Source organism: Halolamina salina, from assembly GCF_042678005.1.
Lineage (GTDB): Archaea > Halobacteriota > Halobacteria > Halobacteriales > Haloferacaceae > Halolamina > Halolamina salina.
On record NZ_JBHUDH010000027.1, the window covers coordinates 1 to 17,061 of the forward strand.

At 68.5% G+C, this 17,061-nt stretch carries 16 protein-coding genes and 1 tRNA gene; 4 read left to right on the plus strand and 13 right to left on the minus strand.

The window, feature by feature from the left end; genetic code table 11:
• Positions 1-108 precede the first annotated feature (108 nt).
• The gene (locus ACFR9S_RS03495; protein ID WP_379732415.1) at positions 109-804 is read right to left on the minus strand and encodes an HD domain-containing protein; all 696 of its coding nucleotides are present in this window, start codon (positions 802-804) and stop codon (positions 109-111) included.
• Between the two features lie 198 nt (positions 805-1,002).
• Between ACFR9S_RS03495 and ACFR9S_RS03500 the strand changes: the two genes are divergently transcribed.
• Positions 1,003-1,755 carry an alanine--tRNA ligase-related protein gene (locus tag ACFR9S_RS03500; RefSeq protein WP_379732416.1) on the plus strand — a complete coding sequence of 251 codons (753 nt, stop codon included), beginning with the start codon at positions 1,003-1,005 and terminating at the stop codon, positions 1,753-1,755.
• A gap of 43 nt (positions 1,756-1,798) precedes the next feature.
• Here ACFR9S_RS03500 and ACFR9S_RS03505 read toward each other — a convergent pair whose 3' ends face one another.
• Genes ACFR9S_RS03505 through ACFR9S_RS03515 form a run of 3 tightly spaced genes read right to left on the minus strand, consistent with a single transcriptional unit; the run spans position 1,799 to position 5,297 of the window.
• Positions 1,799-3,160, minus strand: coding sequence for an NAD-dependent succinate-semialdehyde dehydrogenase (locus ACFR9S_RS03505; protein ID WP_379818074.1), 1,362 nt, complete (start codon positions 3,158-3,160; stop codon positions 1,799-1,801).
• A gap of 19 nt (positions 3,161-3,179) precedes the next feature.
• A complete protein-coding gene (locus ACFR9S_RS03510; RefSeq protein WP_379731277.1) occupies positions 3,180-4,493 on the minus strand; it encodes a hydroxyacid-oxoacid transhydrogenase in 1,314 nt (437 codons plus the stop codon).
• A complete protein-coding gene (locus ACFR9S_RS03515; RefSeq protein ID WP_379731278.1) occupies positions 4,494-5,297 on the minus strand; it encodes an N-acyl homoserine lactonase family protein in 804 nt (267 codons plus the stop codon).
• Between the two features lie 145 nt (positions 5,298-5,442).
• Between ACFR9S_RS03515 and ACFR9S_RS03520 the strand changes: the two genes are divergently transcribed.
• Positions 5,443-5,820 carry a DoxX family protein gene (locus tag ACFR9S_RS03520; RefSeq protein WP_379818075.1) on the plus strand — a complete coding sequence of 126 codons (378 nt, stop codon included), beginning with the start codon at positions 5,443-5,445 and terminating at the stop codon, positions 5,818-5,820.
• A 9-nt stretch (positions 5,821-5,829) separates the two neighbouring features.
• Here ACFR9S_RS03520 and ACFR9S_RS03525 read toward each other — a convergent pair whose 3' ends face one another.
• The 6 genes from ACFR9S_RS03525 to ACFR9S_RS03550 all read right to left on the minus strand — a co-directional run bounded on the left by ACFR9S_RS03525 (position 5,830) and on the right by ACFR9S_RS03550 (position 9,877).
• Positions 5,830-7,389 (minus strand): sodium:solute symporter family protein, encoded by a 1,560-nt coding sequence (locus tag ACFR9S_RS03525; protein ID WP_379731285.1) that lies wholly within the window; start codon positions 7,387-7,389, stop codon positions 5,830-5,832.
• A complete protein-coding gene (locus ACFR9S_RS03530) occupies positions 7,377-7,592 on the minus strand; it encodes a DUF3311 domain-containing protein (RefSeq protein WP_379731280.1) in 216 nt (71 codons plus the stop codon). Before ACFR9S_RS03530 ends, ACFR9S_RS03525 begins: the two co-directional genes overlap by 13 nt.
• 163 nt (positions 7,593-7,755) lie before the next feature.
• Positions 7,756-8,745, minus strand: a complete 990-nt coding sequence (locus ACFR9S_RS03535; protein ID WP_379818076.1) for a ring-cleaving dioxygenase — start codon at positions 8,743-8,745, stop codon at positions 7,756-7,758.
• A gap of 81 nt (positions 8,746-8,826) precedes the next feature.
• A tRNA-Gln gene (locus tag ACFR9S_RS03540) sits at positions 8,827-8,899 on the minus strand.
• 46 nt (positions 8,900-8,945) lie between these two features.
• The gene (locus ACFR9S_RS03545) at positions 8,946-9,383 is read right to left on the minus strand and encodes a metal-dependent transcriptional regulator (RefSeq protein WP_379731282.1); all 438 of its coding nucleotides are present in this window, start codon (positions 9,381-9,383) and stop codon (positions 8,946-8,948) included.
• The gene (locus ACFR9S_RS03550; RefSeq protein ID WP_379731284.1) at positions 9,380-9,877 is read right to left on the minus strand and encodes a ferritin family protein; all 498 of its coding nucleotides are present in this window, start codon (positions 9,875-9,877) and stop codon (positions 9,380-9,382) included. Before ACFR9S_RS03550 ends, ACFR9S_RS03545 begins: the two co-directional genes overlap by 4 nt.
• Positions 9,878-10,023: 146 nt before the next feature.
• Between ACFR9S_RS03550 and ACFR9S_RS03555 the strand changes: the two genes are divergently transcribed.
• Positions 10,024-11,235 carry an MFS transporter gene (locus ACFR9S_RS03555; protein WP_379818077.1) on the plus strand — a complete coding sequence of 404 codons (1,212 nt, stop codon included), beginning with the start codon at positions 10,024-10,026 and terminating at the stop codon, positions 11,233-11,235.
• Between the two features lie 93 nt (positions 11,236-11,328).
• On the opposite strand, the gene sufD is transcribed toward ACFR9S_RS03555, so the two are convergent.
• From sufD to ACFR9S_RS03570, 3 genes are read right to left on the minus strand one after another with little or no spacing between them, the layout of a single operon-like run.
• Positions 11,329-12,540 carry a Fe-S cluster assembly protein SufD gene (gene sufD, locus ACFR9S_RS03560; RefSeq protein ID WP_379731666.1) on the minus strand — a complete coding sequence of 404 codons (1,212 nt, stop codon included), beginning with the start codon at positions 12,538-12,540 and terminating at the stop codon, positions 11,329-11,331.
• Complete coding sequence (sufB, locus tag ACFR9S_RS03565; RefSeq protein ID WP_379731667.1) at positions 12,540-13,970, minus strand: Fe-S cluster assembly protein SufB; 1,431 nt, start codon at positions 13,968-13,970, stop codon at positions 12,540-12,542. The genes sufD and sufB overlap by 1 nt, the downstream gene beginning before the upstream one ends.
• A gap of 3 nt (positions 13,971-13,973) precedes the next feature.
• Entirely contained in the window at positions 13,974-14,876 is a 903-nt protein-coding gene (locus ACFR9S_RS03570) for an ABC transporter ATP-binding protein (protein ID WP_379731668.1), read from the minus strand.
• A 230-nt stretch (positions 14,877-15,106) separates the two neighbouring features.
• Between ACFR9S_RS03570 and ACFR9S_RS03575 the strand changes: the two genes are divergently transcribed.
• Positions 15,107-17,061 (plus strand): DUF2298 domain-containing protein (locus ACFR9S_RS03575; RefSeq protein WP_379818078.1); only part of this gene is annotated, 1,955 nt, incomplete at its 3' end.

Here is a 17,061-nt window from a genome sequence, read left to right on the forward strand (position 1 = left end):
CGCCGTCCCGAGGCTGGCGAGGAGGGCGCGCCGCGAGTGTGGGGACATCGACGGCGCGTTCGCTCGCCGCGGGTAAGTGCTTTCTCCGTTCGAGAGCGCGTGTCCCGCTCAGAACTCCATCTCCCGGCTCTCCGCGCTGATGCCGGCGACCTCCTCCTCCAGCCACTCGCGGAACCACTTCACGCGCTTGAGCCGCTGGTGACCGATCGACTCGGCGGTGTCGCTCTCGACGCGGTCGCAGTGCTCCTGCCCGCGTTCGAGCACGCGGTCGACCATCTCCGCGGCGTCCATGTGCGTACGGGCCTCGTACCCCATCCGGAGGAGCATGAGGACGGTGCCGTTGGCGCCGACCTTGTCCAGCACGTCGCCCTCGATCAGACACTGCGTCTCGAGGGAGACGTCCGAGAGCGGCCCCTGGTAGGAGTGGTCCGCGACGACGTTGCAGACCTCGTCGATGAAGGAGTCGGGGAACTCGCCCCGGCTCTGGAGGTACTCGCGGGCCACGCGGGCGCCGGCCTCGGCGTGCCGGTCCTGTTCGGCCTCGAGCTTGGCCACGTCGTGGAACACGGCGGCGACGCGGACGACGTGGACGTTCGCGCCCTCCGCCGACGCGATCTCGCTCGCGATCTCGACGACGTTGCGGATGTGGTTGAAGCGGTACTCCGCGGAGTGCCACGGGTACCAGCGCATCCGCCCACCGTCGTCCTCGCTCTCGACGCTGGCGGCGAGGTAGTCGTGGACGAACTCCTCCATCGCGGCGAACTCCTCGGCGGAGACGGGCGCGTCCCTTATCTCGACGCCCATGCTGGTCCCCCGGGTTCGGTCGTACGACGTTCGTGTTTCATTACCAGAGAGGACGGCCGTTTCGCTCTTAGTCGTTGCGGGACGGGCAAACACGCCGTCTCGTGGATTCCCGACGCCGTCTGCCACCGACGCCGACCCGCAGTCGTGGCCGCCCCCGCGGTCCGAACCGTTAGGTAGCCCGAGGTGCTTCCGGGCCACATGACCGAGCAACTCTACCTCGAGGACTCCACCGTCGACGCCTTCGAGGCGACCGTCGAACGGACCGTCAGCGACGACCGCGTCGTGCTCGACCGGACCCACTTCTACCCCGAGGGCGGGGGTCAGCCCGCCGACCACGGTACGATCAGCACCGAAGACGGCCGCGAGTGGCGCGTCGTCGACGTACAGAAACACGACGGGATCCACCACTACCTCGAACCGGGCGACGGCGTCGCCGACGAGGAACTCCCGGCGGCCGGCTCGACGGTCACTGGCGAACTCGACTGGGAGCGCCGGTACAGCCACATGCGCTACCACACGGCTCAGCATCTGCTGTCGGCGCTGCTGCTGAACGAGTACGACGCCGAGACGACCGGGAACCAAGTCCGGGCGCACAAGGCGACGCTCGACTGCGCCTACGAGCGCTTCCACGACGACGAGCTCGAACACGTCGAGGACCGGATGAACGAACTCGTCGAGCAGGCTCGCCCCGTCGATTGGTACGTGCTGGACCGCGACACCGCCGAGGAAGAGCTCGACCCCGAACGGACGCGGCTCTCGCTGCTGCCGGACTCGATCACCGAGATCCGGATCGTCGAGATCGGCGGCACCGACGACGGGGACGAGCCGTTCGACCGCACCGCCTGTGCGGGCACCCACGTCGAGAACACCGAGGAGATCGGCGAGGTGACCGTGACTGGCCGGGAGACGAAAGGAAGCGACGAGGAACGGATCACGTTCGAACTCGACTGAGGGGACAGGCGGGAGAGCCGCCCCACTGACTTCCCCGAGCCGACTACTCCACCCAGAGCGTCTTTCGGTTGACGAACTCCTTGATCCCGGCCTCGGAGAGCTCGCGGCCGTAGCCGGAGATCCCGACGCCGCCGAAGGGGACGCGCGGGTCGGACTTCACCAACTGGTTCACGTACGTACAGCCGGCGTCGATCTGCCGGGCGACGCGCCGGCCGCGCTCGCGGTCCTCAGTCCAGACGCTCGCGCCGAGGCCGAACTCGGTGTCGTTGGCCTTCTCGATCGCCGCGTCCTCGTCGTCGACCTCGAAGACGGCCGCGACGGGGCCGAACAGCTCCTCGCTATCGGCGGGGCAGCCCTCGGGCACGTCCGCGAGCACCGTCGGCTCGTAGAACGCGCCCTCACGGTCCATCGGCCCGCCGCCGGTCAGCACGGTCGCGCCGGCGTCGACGGACTGCTGTACCTGCTCGTGGAGGTCGGCCATCAGGTCCGGGCTGGCCTGCGGGCCAACCTCGGTGTCCTCGTCGGTCGGGTCGCCCACCGTGAGCGACTCCACCTCGTCGACGAGTCGATCCACGAACGCGTCGTACACGTCGGTGTGGACGACGAACCGCTTGGCGGCGATGCAGGACTGGCCGCCGTTGAGGTTGCGCGCCCACGCCCCTGTCTCGGCCGCCTCGTCGAGGTCGGCGCCGTCGAGCGCGACGAACGGGTCGCTGCCGCCGAGTTCGAGCACCGTCTTCTTCAGGTTCTCGCCGGCCGTCGCCGCGACCGCGCGCCCGGCCGGGCCGCTGCCCGTGAGCGTCGCCGCGCGCACGCGGTCGTCCGCGAGCACGTCGTCCACGCTGTCGGAGTCGATCAGCAGGGTCTGGAACACCCCCTCCGGGTAGCCCGCCTGACGGAACACGTCCTCGATCGCCTCGGCACAGCCCGGGACGTTCGAGGCGTGTTTCAGCAGACCGACGTTGCCGGCGGTGAGGTACGGCGCGGCGAAGCGGAACACCTGCCAGAACGGGAAGTTCCACGGCATCACCGCCAGAACCGGCCCGAGCGGCTCGTAGACGGTCTGTACGTCCGCCCCGGGCGGGCTGGGGTGGCCGTCGGGCTGGAGGTAGGCGCTGGCGTGCTCGGCGTAGTGGTCACAGACCCACGCGCACTTCTCGACCTCCGAAATTGCCTGCGAGATGGGCTTGCCCATCTCCTCGGTCATCAGCTCCGCGTAGTCGCGCTTGTTCTCCCGGAGCACGTCGGCGGCGTCGGCGAGCAGTTCCTCGCGCTCGCGGATCGGTCGGTCGCGCCAGTCGTCGAACGCCTCGTCGGCGCGGGTCAGCGCGTCCTCGACGTCCGCGGCCGAGTCCGGTTCGTAGGTCGCGATGCGTTCGCCCGTCGCGGGGTTGATCGCGTCCATGGCTGTGTGTACTGGCTCGTCACTCCTCCCAGTTGTGCAGCGCGTCGCGGAACACGTCCGCCACGTCCTCCTTCGTCACCGGCCGGGGGTTACACCGCAGCAGCCGTTCCTGCGTGTCGACGGTCTGCTGGGCCAGCCAGTCCACGTCGTCTTCGGTGATCCCTGCGAGTTCGTTGAGGCCGCTCGGCAGGACGTTCAGGTCTTTCTGGAGCTGGATGTACTCCTGCTTGAGCGCGTCGGCGGCCGCGCGGTCGGTCATCCCCGCGGTGTCGACGCCGAAGATCTCCGCGACCTCGGCGAACCGGCCGGGGTCGCTCGCTGAGTTGTAGTCGATGGTGCTCGCGGGGGTGAGCACGGCGATCGTCTCGCCGTGGTACGTGTGGTACTTGTTGCCGACCGGATACGCCATCGCGTGACAGAGACTCGCGCCGGCGGTGAGCCCGGAGATGGCGCCGAACAGCGCCCCCAGCAGCATGTCCTCGCGGGCGTCGAGGTCGTCGCCGTTGTGGACGGCGGTGCGGACGCTGCCGGAGAGCAGCCGGATCGCCTTCTCGGAGAACATCTCGGTCAGCGGCGTCCGGCCGGCGTAGACGGGGCGCTCGGCCGGGTCGCTGGCGCGCAGCAGCGAGTCGTACTCGTGGGTGGTGTACCCCTCGATCGCGTGGCCGAGCGCGTCCATCGCCGTCCGGGCGGTGAGCTCCGGGGGGAGCGTCGTCGTCAGCGTCGGGTCGAGCACGGCGGCGTCGGCCCGGACGTGGTTGCTCGAGATAGCCTCCTTGATCTCCTTTTCGGGCACCGAGAGGATCGCGACCGGCGATATCTCGGCGCCGGTGCCGGCCGTCGTCGGGAGCAGCACCAGCGGCGGCCCGGACTCGGTGAGGCGCTGGCCCTCACCCGTCGGCTCGGCGATGTAGTCGAGCGGGCTGCCGCCGTTTGCGATGATCGCCCGGGTCGCCTTCGCGGTGTCCATACAGCTCCCGCCGCCGAGGCCGACGTAGAAGTCGTAGCCATCGTCGGTGTTGTCTCGAACGAACGAGAGGCAGTCCTCGATTGCCCCGATCGAGGGCTCGCGTTCGCTGTCGGCGTAGAGATCCACGTCGAGGCCGTCGTCCTCGAGGTGGGCGACGACGCGGTCGGCGTGGCCGGCGTCGGCGATCCCCTCGTCGGTGATGACGAGACCGCGGGCCGCCCCTTCGACGCCGAGGTCGCGCAGTTGGAACGCGAGTTCGTCGGTCGCGTCCCGGCCGAACCGGATCTCCGGCATGTCGATGTGCCAGACCGTCTCCGGGGAGAGCTCGCGGCTGTCCGCGGAAACCGAACGCTGGTAGCTCATTCAGGACCACCCCGACCGGATCCCCTCGAACTGCTCGGGGTCGTGGCCGTACACCACCTCGGCGTCGTGGTAGCGTTCGAGCTCCTTCAGCGTCTGGAGGCTCTCGAACCACTCCTGGTTCCCCCAGAGCAGACCGGCGCCCAGCGGCACCTCGTCCTCGTAGTTCACGTCCTGGTAGATCTCGTCGCCCGAGAACACGAGCGTCCCGTGGTCGTCGAGGTGGATCATCGTCCCCATCAGCCCTGGGGTGTGGCCGGGGAGCCGGATGAACTCCACGTCCTCGAAGTGGCTCTCGCGGTCCTGGTGGATGATCTGCCAGTTCAGATCGTGGTCGAAGTCCTCGAGGATGTACGCGCTACTGCCCTTGTCGGTCTTCTCGGAGTAGTACGCGAACTTGAGCTCCTTCTCGTGGACGTACACCGGCACGTCCGTGCCGTCGAAGTGGTGCAGCCCGCCGGCGTGGTCCAGATGGAGGTGCGTCTGGAACACGGCGTCGATGTCGTCGAGGCTGTACCCCGCGTCCGCGAGGTCGCCCTCGAGCGTGTGCTCCCGCACGTCGTGGGGGTAGAACGCCTGCTTCAGCCCCTCGGGCCAGTGGCCGTCGAGGGCGTCCTCGTGGTTGCCCGTGTCCCACAGGATCGTCGCCTCGGGGTGGTCGATGACGAGGTTCCACACCGGGATCTCCTCGTAGTCGGTGTCGGGGTTGGGCTCGTCGTGGCTCCCGAGCGTGTTCCCCTGTATCAGATAGTTGAGATCACACTTCAGCCCGCCGCGGTGGATCACGTCGATGGTAGCGTCTACCATACGTTCGGCGTTTTGTCGTCAAATAGAATGAACGTTCGGAAATGCATCACGGCTTACCGTTTTCGGCACCAGCCCCGCGAATCCACGCCGGAGCGCCGTCGTCGCGGCAGCCACGCTTTTCCCCGTTCCGTCGAAACGGCCACGCATGACCGACGACGACCGATCGCTCTCGCGGCTGGGTCGCATCGCGCTCGGGCTCGGCCTCGCGCTGCAGGCGAGTGAGGACTTCCGGGACATGGAGGACAGCGTCGAGTACGCCGAGTCCGCGGGCGTGCCGATGCCCGAGACGATGGCGCCGCTTGGCTCCGGGACGATGCTGTTCGGGGGGCTGGGGATCGCCCTCTGGCGGTTCCCGCGGCTCGCGACGGGCGCGGCCGCGACGTTCCTCGCGGTGGTGACGCCGACGATCCACGACTTCTGGAACGAGGAGGACGGCAGCGGCGAGCGGCTCGCCTTCTTCGGCAACCTCGCGATGCTCGGGGGCGTGCTCGTGTTCCTGCGGGAGGCGTGGCGACGGGACTGAGCCCGACGTTCAGTCGTCGGCCGGCCCCGCCAGCACCGACGGCCGCTCCGCGACCGAGGCGTCGGTGACGAGGGAGATACCGACGACGAGGACGAGACCGACGACCATCCCGACCACCGACGACGACCAGCCGGCGAACGTCTCCATCACACCCGGGACGACGACGCCAAGCACCGTCGTCGTCTCGCCGGCCGGCGGCGTAAACGTCGTGACCGTGTAGAACAGCTGGCTGCCGAGAATGCCCGCGAGCATCCCCCACAGCGTCGTCCGCGACCAGTAGAGCGCGACGATCACCGGCGGGGCGAGCTGGGCGAACCCGCCGAAGGCTGTGTCGCCGATCACGAACAGCGACGGGGGGTTGTAGAGGCTCGCGAGGAACGCCAGCGTCGCGAAGACGGCGACGCCGATCCGGGCGATCAGGTCCTCGCGGCGCTCGCTCGCGTCGGCGTCGACGAAGGGGCGGTAGAGGTCGCGGGTGAAGTACGACGACCCCGACAGCAGCATCGAGTCAGAGGAGGACATCATCGCCGCCATCGCGCCCGCGACGACCAGCGCCGCGAACCACGTCGGCGTGTACTCCGCGAGCAGTCCGGGGAGGATGTTGCCGCTCTCGGGCATCGGGACGCCCAAGCCGGCCGCCCATGCGCCGAGCATGAACGCCGGGACGAACAGCAGGAGTACGACGATCGGCCACAGCGCCATCGTGCGCTTCAGCACCTTCTCGGAGTCGGCGACGAAGAAGCGCTGATTCACCTGCGGGAACATCGCGACGCCGAACGCGATACCGATCGCCTGCGAGAGCATCCACGGCAGCGAGTAGACGCCGCCGCCGAACAGCGACGGCGCCGCCGAGCCGTCACCCAGCGAGAGGAACTCGGGGTTCGACGACGCCACCGCGTCGGTCGCGGCGCCGATCCCGCCGACGGCGGAGAGAACCCAGACGAACGCCGCCCAGACCATCGTGAGCATGAACAGCCCTTGGAGCGTGTCCGTCCACGCGACGCCGCGCATCCCCGAGAGGACGACGTAGACGATCATGAACGCGGTGATGAGTCCCGCGCCGGCCCAGTAGGGGACCGCGCCGTTCGTCAGCGCCGACAGCGCGCCGCCGGCGCCGACCTGCTGGAGCATCACGTACGGAAACAGCCAGAACAGCGAGACGCCGGCGACGAGGCCGCGTAGCAGCGGCGAGCCGAACCGGTCGCCCAGCATCTCGCCCAGCGTGACGTAGCCGTGCTCGCGGCCGACGAGCCACTGCTTGTAGCCGACGACGTACCAGAGCACGCCGAAGATCACGCCGTCCATCAGCCCCATCACGAGGATCCACTCGGGACCGTACGCGAAGGCGATGTTCGGCCCGGCGAAGAACGTGAACGCCGACAGGAGGGTGGCGAACGTGGTGAACAGCAGCACCACCGTACCGAGCGTCCGCGAGGCGAGGTAGTAGTCCTCGGCGGTGCGGTCGGTGAGGCGGTAGGCGACCAGCCCCACCCCCAGCGCGAGCAGGAGGTAAGCGACGACGATTCCGATCTGGATCGCCACCGCGGACTGGAGGATCACGCCGACCACCCCCCCATCCAGACTCCCCAACCTCGTTGGGTGAACACGGCGAAGGCGAGCGACGCGAGCACCATCCAGCCGATGTGCCACCAGAGCCAGAGCGGAAGCCCGGCGACGACGGTCGAGTTGCCCCAGAGGAACCACGGGATCGCCAGCGCCATCAGCACGAACAGGATCGCTCCCCACGCGAACGAGGCAGTTCGGTTCGGCATCGTGGAGCCGTATTCTCCCCGATACGTGAAAACAGTACCGAACTATCGAACAAAGGCAGCTTTTGAAGAGAAATTTCCTTCAACGCGACGTCGGTGGTCGATAGCCGTCGCTACCAAGGAGACAGTGTCGGAAAACCGACGGACGGCGGTCGTCGGGGACGGCTCAGTCGTCGGCGTCGACCGGCGCGGCGCCGGGGACCGTCACGTCGGGGAGGCCGGCCTCGATCTCCTCACGGCGGTCCTCGAACGTCCCGGGGAGGACGAGCCGGCCGCCGAGGTCGTCGAGCGGTTCGTCGCTGTCGTAGCCGGGGCCGTTGGTCGCGAGTTCGAACAGCACGCCAGCGTGTTCACGGAAGTACACCGAACGGAACCAGTGGCGGTCGATCTGCTGGGTGGGGTTGAGCCCGCGCGATCGGACCGCTTTGCGCATCGACTCCTGATCCTCGTCGGTCGGCGTCTGGAACGCGACGTGGTGGACGGTCCCGTGGCCGTTGCGACCGCCCTGAATCGTCGGCAGCACGTCGACGTACTTTCCGATCGGTCCCTCGGCGGCGAAGCGAGTTCGTTCGTCGCCGGGCGTGTTGCCCGCGGCCTGCTCGGTGCCGACGCGGTCGAACCCCATCGTCTCCAGTAGCTCCTCGGTCGGGTCGGGGTCGGCGAGCCACAGCGTCACCGAGTGGAAGCCGCGGATCGCGGCGTCGGCGGGGACGAACTCGGTCCACGCGGTCGTCGGGTCGTCGTCGCCGATCTCGGTTTCGACCAGTTCGACGGGGAGGCCGTCGGGGTCGCGGAACGGCAGGACGGTTTCGCCGAACCGCTCGACGCGGTCGTCGTAGTCGACGCCGTGCTCGTCGAAGCGCTCCGCCCAGTAGTCGAGGCTCCCCTCGGGGACGCGGAACGCCACCCGGGAGACCTGCCCGGAGCCGACCTTTCCCTGCGGGAGGTCCTCCCACGGGAAGAACGTCATGCTCGTCCCGGGCGTCCCCTCGGCGTCGCCGAAGAAGAAGTGGTACGTGCTCGGATCGTCCTGATTGATCGAGCGCTTCACGAGGCGGAGGCCGAGCGTCTCGGCCCAGAAATCCATGTTGCGCTGCGGGTCGCCGGCGACGCAGGTGACGTGGTGGATCCCCGGCGTCGGTGTTGGGTCAGCCATACGCTACGTAGGCGCTGGAGGGACTTGAGTGCGCGCTGACGTGGGTGTTACCGGAGCCTCAGCAAACTGTTAGAATGTTTATAGTTCCGGGCGGATTCGAACCGCCGTCATGGGCTCCAAAGGCCCATATGATTGGCCACTACACCACGGAACTGCATCCGGAGAAAGCGGGCCGCCGTACAAGAGTATTACCGTTCCCCTCAGTCAGACGCCTCCTCGCCACACGTCCCCGCGAGGTGACAGCACGCGTCGGCCTCGGCGTCGAAGCAGTCCGGGCACTGGTCCTCCCGGTCGATGATCGTATCCAGTCGCTCGGCGACCGTCTCGTCGATGACGGGCTCGAGCTGTTGGGCCTCGTCGCGGAACTCCTCGACGCCGAGGACGTTCGCGAGGAAGCGCTCGATGATGCAGTACGTCTGGAGCGCGCTCTCGGCGCGGGCGATCCCCTCGTCGGTGAGCGAGACGCCCTTGTACTTCTCGTGTTCGGCGAGCCCGCGGTCCTCCAGCTTCCCGATCATCTCGTTGGCGCTGGCGGGGCTCACGTCGAGCGAGTCGGCGACACGGCCCGTCGCCGCGGGGCCGTCGTCCATGCGCTGGACCAGGTAGATGGCTTTCAGGTACTGATTGGCCGTGTTCATTCGCGAGCCTCCATGATCCGGGTGACCTCCTCGACGCCCTCGGCCTCCTCGTCGCGGATCTCCGTTAGCACGGAGAGCACGCGGTCGCGATCAAGCGTGAACGCGGCGTCGCTGGCCTCGATGGCGTCTATCAGGTCGTCGTAGAACTTGTAGGCCGTCTCCTCGTTACAGAGCTGGTCGTACAGTACGCCGTCGAAGTCCTCGGGCTTGGTGCGGCCGTAGCGCGCCTCGACCAGCGTCTCGACGTCCTCGAAGGGGATCGAGTCGGCGTCGAGTTCGTCCACCAGCTCCTCCAGCCGCTCGCGGTGACGGGCCGACTCCTTGGCGGCGTCCTCGAGCAGCGCCTCCACGTCGGCTTCGAGGTCGCGGTCCTCCTCCGCGAGGCTCTGGTAGTGTCGATACGCGCGCGCTTCGACGACTTCCTCCAGCACCACGCCGATCTGGAGGAGTCGGGCGAGCTGGTGGTCCGAGCCGACCTGCTGATCGACGCTCACGGCGACCACCGCCGGTTGGCGACCGATACCGTCCTCATCGCCTCCGACTCCGTGAGGGAGGGACTTAAGCCCGGCCCTTCGAGGGGTCCCCCCGACCGCCGGTCGAACCCGGAACGCCGAAGCCGTCGGAGTTCCAACGGGCGCCCGTGTCCTCCCGCGACCGGACCGCGCTCGCCCTCGTCGTCTGGGCGGTGATGCTCTCCCAGACGCTGCTGTACCCGGGGGTGGATCGGCTCGTGGCCGCGATGGGGCTGGGCAGCGGGAACTACCTCGACGCGAGCACGTGGTTCCTCGCCGCGGAGTTCGCCGCGTTCGCGCTCGCCGCCGGCGTCTGGGGCGCCGCGAGCGACAGCGTGGGACGGCGTATCCCCTTCGTCGCCGCCGGCGCCGTGTCGGGCGCGCTGGGGTACGGCGTGCTCGGACTGCTCGGACCAACGGAGCCGGCGATGTGGCTCGTGCTCGTCGTCCGGTTCCTGCAGGGCGCCGCCACCGTCGGCGCGTTCTCGTTGGCGATGTCGATGCTCGCCGACCTCGGCGAGGGGAACGGCCGGAACATGGGCGCCGCCGGGATCGCGATTGGCCTCGGGACCGCGCTCGGCGCGCCGCTGGGCGGGCAGCTCTACTCGATCGGCGCGTTCGTGCCGCTCTGGACCGGTGCCGGGCTGCTGACGCTCGTCGGCGCGGCGACGCTCGTGGTCTCGGACCGCGCGCCCACCGGCGAGCACGAGGGCGTCCGCGAGGCGCTGGGTGCGCTCCGTCGCACGCCCTCGCTCGCCGTGCCGTTCGCGTTCGGCTTCGCCGACCGCATGACTGCGGGCTTCTTCGCGCTGGTCGGCACCGTCTACTTCCGGACCGCCTTCGAACTCTCGCCCGCCGAGACCGGGATCACGCTCGCGCTCTTTTTCGCCCCGTTCGGCCTGCTCCAGTACCCCTTCGGTCGGCTCTCGGACCGCTTCGGCCGCACCGCCCCGATCGTCGCCGGGTCGGCGTTCTACGGGATCGTCGTGCTGGGTATCGGCGCCGCGGAGGGCGCGTTCCCCGCCCGAGCCGACGCGCTACTGGCGGTCCAGTTCGGGATGGTCGCCGTCGGGGTGCTCGGCGCGCTGATGGCGCCGGCGACGATGGCGCTGGTCGTCGATCTCGCCCCCACCGATGAGCGCGGCGTCGCGCTCGGGGGGTTCAACATCGCCGGCAGTCTGGGCTTCCTCGCGGGCGTCGTCGGCGGGGGAGTGATCGCCGACGACTTCGGCTACCCCGCCGCGTTCGCGTTCGCCGGCGGCGCCGAGATCCTGCTCGCGCTGGTCGCGATCCCGGCGTTCATCAGGCTCCAGATCAGCCGCGAGAAGTTGTTCAGTTAGCCGGCCGGCGTCGGAGCCGCGTACGCGATCCGCTGACCGTCCGTGCGTCGCTAATCGGGCTGGAACGGAGAGGGAAAGAGCCGCGAGAACCGCTTAGTCGAGGCGCTCGTAGACGAGATCCTGCACGTCGTCGCGGAACTCCTCGACGGCGATCTCCTCGAGGACGGGCACGAAGAAGCCCTCCACGAGCATGTTTCGGGCCTGCCGCGGGCTGATCCCGCGGGAGGTCATGTAGAACAGGTCCTGCTGGTCGACCTGCCCGACCGTCGCGGAGTGGCTGGCCTCGGTGTCGTGGTTCTTGATGATCAGCTTCGGCGAGGCGTCGGCCTCGCTGTCGTCTGACAGCATCAGGGTGTTCTCACGCTGGTAGGAGGAGGTGTCCCAGGCGTCGCGGCCGACGTCCTGGACGCCCTCGTACACCGAGCGTGCGGTGTCGTCGAGCACGCCGCGGGTCACGAGATCCGCGGTCGTGTGCTCGGCGTTGTGCCAGACGCGGGCGTTGAGGTCGAAGTGCTGGTCCTCGTGGCCGAAGAACGCGCCGACGATCTGGGACTCGCTGCCCTCGCCGTTCAGCTCGGTCTCGACGTCGGACCGCGTGATCTGGGTGCCGAAGTTGCCCTCGATCCAGTCGATGGTAGCGTCGTCGCCCGCCACGCCGTGCTTGAGCGTGTAGCAGTAGGCGTCCTCGGAGAGGTCCTGCAGCGAGCCGAACTGGACGTTCGAGTTCGCGCCGGCCGAAACCTCGACGAGGTTGCTGAAGTAGCGCCCCTCGTCGCCGGTCGGCCCCTCGTCGTCGATCGCTTCGAGGATCGTGACGGAGGCACTCTCCTCGGTCACCACGAGCGTGTGGCTGAACAGGGAGTTCGACCGCATCTCGGTGCGGATCTTCACGTCCTCGGCGTCGACGCCCTCGGGGACGTAGATCAGCGTCCCCGTCGTGAACAGGGCGGCCGACAGCGCGGTGAGGTAGTTGCTCTGGGGGTCGAGCGTCGCACCGAGTTCCTCACGGATGAGGTCCTCGTGCTCGTCGAGGGCGGTCTCGAAGTCGAGCACCTCGACGCCCTCGGCGGTGACGCGCTCGGTCTCGTCGGCCTGGTTCAGCGGGTCGACGAGCGTCCCGAACTGCAGGTCGGTGAGGTTCGTCCACCGGCGGCCGGGCGTCTGGATCACGTCCGGCAGCTCCAGCCCCTCGAGCGCGTCGAGCGCGTCGAGGCGGCGTTCGAGCAGCCACTCGGGCTCGTCGCGGGCCTCGGAGAGTTCGCGGACGGTGTCCGCGGTGAGGCCCTGTTGGATGGTCGCACTCATTATCCGAGGCTCCCCTCCATCTCGAGTTCGACCAGTCGGTTCAGCTCCACGGCGTACTCGATGGGGAGCTCCTCCGTGATCGGCTCGATGAAGCCGCTGACGATCATCTGCTTTGCGTCGTCGTCGTCCAGCCCGCGGGTCTGGAGGTAGAAGATGTCCTCGTCGCCGATCTTCCCCACCGTCGCCTCGTGGGCCACGTCGACCTTCGACTCGTTGATCTCCATGTACGGCATCGTGTCGGAGGTCGACTCGTTGTCGAACATCAGCGCGTCACACTCGACGGCGGTCGAGGAGTTCTCGGCGCCGTCGGCGATGTGGACGAGGCCGCGGTAGTTGGTACGGCCGCCGTCCTTGCTGATGGACTTCGACTCGATGGTGGACTTCGTCTCCGGCGCGTTGTGGTACACCTTCGCGCCGGTGTCGATGTCCTGCCCCTCGCCCGCGAAGGCGATAGTGATGTGGTTGTCGCTGGCGCCGCGGCCCTTGAGGACCGTCGACGGGTAGAGCATCGTGGCCTTCGAGCCCATCGAGCCCGAGATCCACTCCATGCGCCCGTCCTGCTCGACGAGGGCGCGCTTGGTGTTGAGGTTGTACGTGTTCTTCGACCAGTTCTGGACGGTCGAGTACTGGACGTGGGCGTTCTCGCCGACGTACACCTCGACGCCGCCGGAGTGGAGGTTGAACGCGGAGTACTTCGGGGCGGAACAGCCCTCGATGTAGTGGACCTCCGAGTTCTCCTCGGCGATGATGAGCGTGTGCTCGAACTGGCCCATCCCCTCGGAGTTCATCCGGAAGTACGCCTGAACGGGCATGTCGACGGTCACGTCCTCGGGGACGTAGACGAACGAGCCGCCCGACCAGATGGCGCCGTGCAGCGCCGCGAACTTGTTGTCGCTCGGGGGGACACAGTCCGTCATGAAGTGCTCCTTGACGAGCTCCTCGTGCTCGCGCACGGCCTCGTCCATGTTGCAGAAGATGACGCCCTTGTCCTCCCAGCGCTCCAGCATGTTCTGGTAGACGACCTCCGACTCGTACTGGGCGCCGACGCCCGAGAGCGCGTTCTTCTCGGCCTCGGGGATGCCCAGCTTGTCGAAGGTGTCCTTGATCTCGTCGGGGAGGTCGGTCCAGTCGTCGACCCCGCCGCGGGTCTCGATGTCCGGCCGGATGTACGGGACGATCTCGTCGATGTCGATCTCCGTCAGGTCGGGCTGGCCCGGCCAGTCGGTCGGCATCGGCATCGCCTGGAACTGCTTGAGCGCGCGCAGCCGGCGCTCGCGCATCCAGTCGGGCTCGTCCTTGTCGTCGGAGATCGCGTGGATCGTCTCCTCGGTCAGCCCTTTCTCCGCCGCGTAGGCGGCCTCGGAGTCCTTCTTGAAGTCGAAGCGCTCCTCGGTGTCGGTCTGTTGTAGGTGGTCCTGGTCTGAACTCATGGTTTATGCGTAGACCTGCTCGCGCACCCAGTCGTACCCCTTCTCCTCGAGCGTCTCGGCGAGCTCGGCGTCGCCCTCCATGACGACTTCGCCGTCGAGCATCACGTGGACGCGGTCGGGTTCGACGTAGTCGAGGATCCGCTGGTAGTGGGTGATCTGCAGGACGCCGGTGCCCTGTTCGTCACGCAGTCGTTCGATGCCCTGTGCCACGTCGTTGAGGCGGTCGATGTCGAGCCCGGAGTCGATCTCGTCGAGCACCGCGATCGACGGTTCGAGGATCGCCGCCTGCAGCACCTCGTTCTGCTTCTTCTCGCCGCCGGAGAAGCCGGCGTTGAGGTAGCGCTGCGCGAAGGACTCGTCCATGTCCAGCAGCTCCATCTTCTCGCTCAGGATCTGCTGGAACTCGGCGACGCCGATCTCGCCCTCGTCGGCGGGACCCTCCATCGGCGAGGACTCGTACCCCTCGTCCTCGTCGTCGTCGGCCTCCGCCTCCTCTTCGTCCTCGAAGAGCTCCTCGCGCTCCTCGAGTTTGGCGTTGAGCGCCTGTCGGAGGAAGTTGGTCATCGTGACCCCCTCGATCTCGGCGGGGTACTGGAACGCGAGGAAGATCCCGAGCGCGGCCCGCTCGTTGGGTTCGAGGTCGAGCAGGTCCCACGACATGTCCTCCTCGTCGGCGTCGACGTCCTCGACGTCTTCGTCGTCGAGGTGGAGGTTGATCTCGCCCTCGGTCACTTCGTAGGCCGGATGGCCCGCGATGACCTTGGCGGTCGTGGACTTCCCGGACCCGTTCGGGCCCATCAGCGCGTGGATCTCCCCGGACTCGACCTCGAGGTCGACCCCGCGGAGGATTCGCTCTCCGTTCTCGGCGACTTCGGCGTGTAGGTTGTTGATTTCGAGTGTAGCCATTCGTAGCCTCGTACGCATACATCGGTCTGTCGCACCCATGAACGTTACGCATCACCCCCCGAGTATTTCGGGAGTCGAAAACAATACTTTCCGAACCGAGAAACAGCGCCGGACGGGTCGCCCTCCGCGATCCCCACCGGTACGTCCGGCGACGGCCGTGTTACGCGTTTCGAGCGGGGCGGCGCCGCCACCCGAAAGGGGTTTCCCGGTCGGGGCCGCGGCTTCCGGCAATGCAGTACCTCGCCGTGCTCGTCTGGCTGGCCGTCTTCGCGGGGGTCGCCGTGCTCGGCTACCCGATCGCGGCCCGGCTGTTTTCCCGGTTCCGGAGCGGCGGAGCGGGGTTCGCGCTCCCGATCGCGCTGGTGACGATCTGGCTCCCGGTGTACTGGCTCGGGAAGCTCTCTTTCGGCCCGCTCACGGTCGCTGCGGGACTGGCGGTTCTCGTCGGCGTCGCCGCCATCCTCGGCCTCGACCGCGGGGCGATTCGGGACGGCGAACTCCGCCTCGCCGAGGGGATCGGTGTCGATCGCCGTGCCGTCGCCGAGGCGGCGGTCGTGTTCGTCGCGGCGTTCCTGTTCCTGATCGCGATCCGCAGCGTCGACCCCGCGGTCCACGCCGCCGGCGGCGAGAAGTACCTCGACTACGGGATGCTCCGGACGCTGCTCCGGTCGGGAACGCTCCCGCCGGAGGACTTCTGGTTCGCGGGCGAGCCGGTGCAGTACTACTACGGCGGCCACCTGCTCGCGGCGATCCTGACGATCCTGACGGGCAGCGCGCCCGAACTCGCGTACAACCTCGCGCTCGCGGGGTTCTACGCGATGCTCGTGACCGCGGCGTACGACCTCGCCGCGAACGTCGCCGCCGAACGCGACTGGAAGCCGGGGTTCGCCGGCGCGTTCGACGCGTTCTTCGTCGGAATCGCGAGCAACTTCGCGACCGTGGGGCGCCTCCTCCTCGGCTTCCTTCCCCCGGGGCTGCGATCGTCGCTCGCGCCCGGGATCGAGGCGCTCCCGCTGTCGGGCGAGGGGTTCAGCTACTGGAACGCCAGCCGCGTTATCACCGACACCGTCGACGGCAACACGTTCCCGACGATCAACGAGTTCCCGCTGTTCGCGTGGCTCAACGGCGACATGCACGCCCACATGATGGGCACCCCGTTCCTCCTGCTCGCGGCGGCGCTGGGGTTCGCGCTCTACCTGACGCCGGCCGAGGAGCGTCGCCGACGGCTCGGACTGCTCGCGGTCGTCCCGCTGCTCGGCTTCTTCCAGATCGTCACGAGCACTTGGAGCTTCCCCTCCGTGTTCGGCGTCACCTACCTCGCGCTCGCGCTCGCCCCGGCCGACCCGACTGCACTCCTCCCCGAGCCTGCGGCCGAGCGCGTTCGCGCGGGACGGCAGCGAGCAGCCGACTCGCTGGGCGACGGCGGGGACCGCGCGCTCGCCGAACTCGAACGGCTGCTCGTCCCGCTCGGCGTCCTCGGCGGGCTCGTCGCGGTCGCGGGCGTGCTGGCGCTCCCGTTCCTGACGCGGACGATGACCGGCGGGAGCGAGCGGACGATCGCGCTCCTCCCCGCGGCGGCCCGGAGTGGCGTCCTCGAACTGTTCGCGGTCCACGGGGCGTTCCTGCTCGTGTTCGGGCTGTTCCTGCTCTCGCGGCTGCGTGATGACCAGCGACTGCCGCTGGTGACTGGCGTGCTCGGCGTCGGGGGCGTCGCCGTGACGCTCCCGCTCGACGTGCTGGCGTTCACGCTCCCGCTGCTGGTCGTCGGCTGGGCGGTGCTGCGGTTCCGCGACGCCGGCTACGAGACGGTGCTGATCGTCGCCGGCGCGGGGCTGGTGACGATCGTGGAGTTCGTCTACGTCAGCGAGCAGGCCGGCCCGCTCCGGATGAACACGGTGTTCAAGACGTACATGCAGGTCTGGGTGCTGTGGAGCGTCGGCGCGGGCGCGGCGGTCGCCGGGCTGCTCGGTGGCGCGAAACGGGCGGTCGAGAACGCGGAGCGTCCCGCGTTCGGTCGAGGCGTCGCGGTTCCCGCGTTCGTCGCGCTGCTCGTGATCTCGACGTCGCTCTACGGGGGGTTCGCGCTCTCGGGCCACTTCGCCGGCGCGAGCGACCCGACGCTCGACGCGACTGAGATGCCGTCGTGGTACGAGGATGACGAGCTGGCGGCGGTCGACTGGCTCGA

What these genes read in the sequence shown, in the direction of transcription:
- ACFR9S_RS03515 (WP_379731278.1), bottom strand. Translation starts at nt 5,297, where the DNA reads ATGGTAGACGCTACCATCGACGTGATCCACCGCGGCGGGCTGAAGTGT.
- ACFR9S_RS03500 (WP_379732416.1), top strand. Translation starts at nt 1,003, where the DNA reads ATGACCGAGCAACTCTACCTCGAGGACTCCACCGTCGACGCCTTCGAG.
- sufD (WP_379731666.1), bottom strand. Translation starts at nt 12,540, where the DNA reads ATGAGTGCGACCATCCAACAGGGCCTCACCGCGGACACCGTCCGCGAA.
- ACFR9S_RS03545 (WP_379731282.1), bottom strand. Translation starts at nt 9,383, where the DNA reads ATGAACACGGCCAATCAGTACCTGAAAGCCATCTACCTGGTCCAGCGC.
- ACFR9S_RS03530 (WP_379731280.1), bottom strand. Translation starts at nt 7,592, where the DNA reads ATGCCGAACCGAACTGCCTCGTTCGCGTGGGGAGCGATCCTGTTCGTG.
- ACFR9S_RS03535 (WP_379818076.1), bottom strand. Translation starts at nt 8,745, where the DNA reads ATGGCTGACCCAACACCGACGCCGGGGATCCACCACGTCACCTGCGTC.
- ACFR9S_RS03510 (WP_379731277.1), bottom strand. Translation starts at nt 4,493, where the DNA reads ATGAGCTACCAGCGTTCGGTTTCCGCGGACAGCCGCGAGCTCTCCCCG.
- sufB (WP_379731667.1), bottom strand. Translation starts at nt 13,970, where the DNA reads ATGAGTTCAGACCAGGACCACCTACAACAGACCGACACCGAGGAGCGC.
- ACFR9S_RS03570 (WP_379731668.1), bottom strand. Translation starts at nt 14,876, where the DNA reads ATGGCTACACTCGAAATCAACAACCTACACGCCGAAGTCGCCGAGAAC.
- ACFR9S_RS03520 (WP_379818075.1), top strand. Translation starts at nt 5,443, where the DNA reads ATGACCGACGACGACCGATCGCTCTCGCGGCTGGGTCGCATCGCGCTC.
- ACFR9S_RS03505 (WP_379818074.1), bottom strand. Translation starts at nt 3,160, where the DNA reads ATGGACGCGATCAACCCCGCGACGGGCGAACGCATCGCGACCTACGAA.
- ACFR9S_RS03495 (WP_379732415.1), bottom strand. Translation starts at nt 804, where the DNA reads ATGGGCGTCGAGATAAGGGACGCGCCCGTCTCCGCCGAGGAGTTCGCC.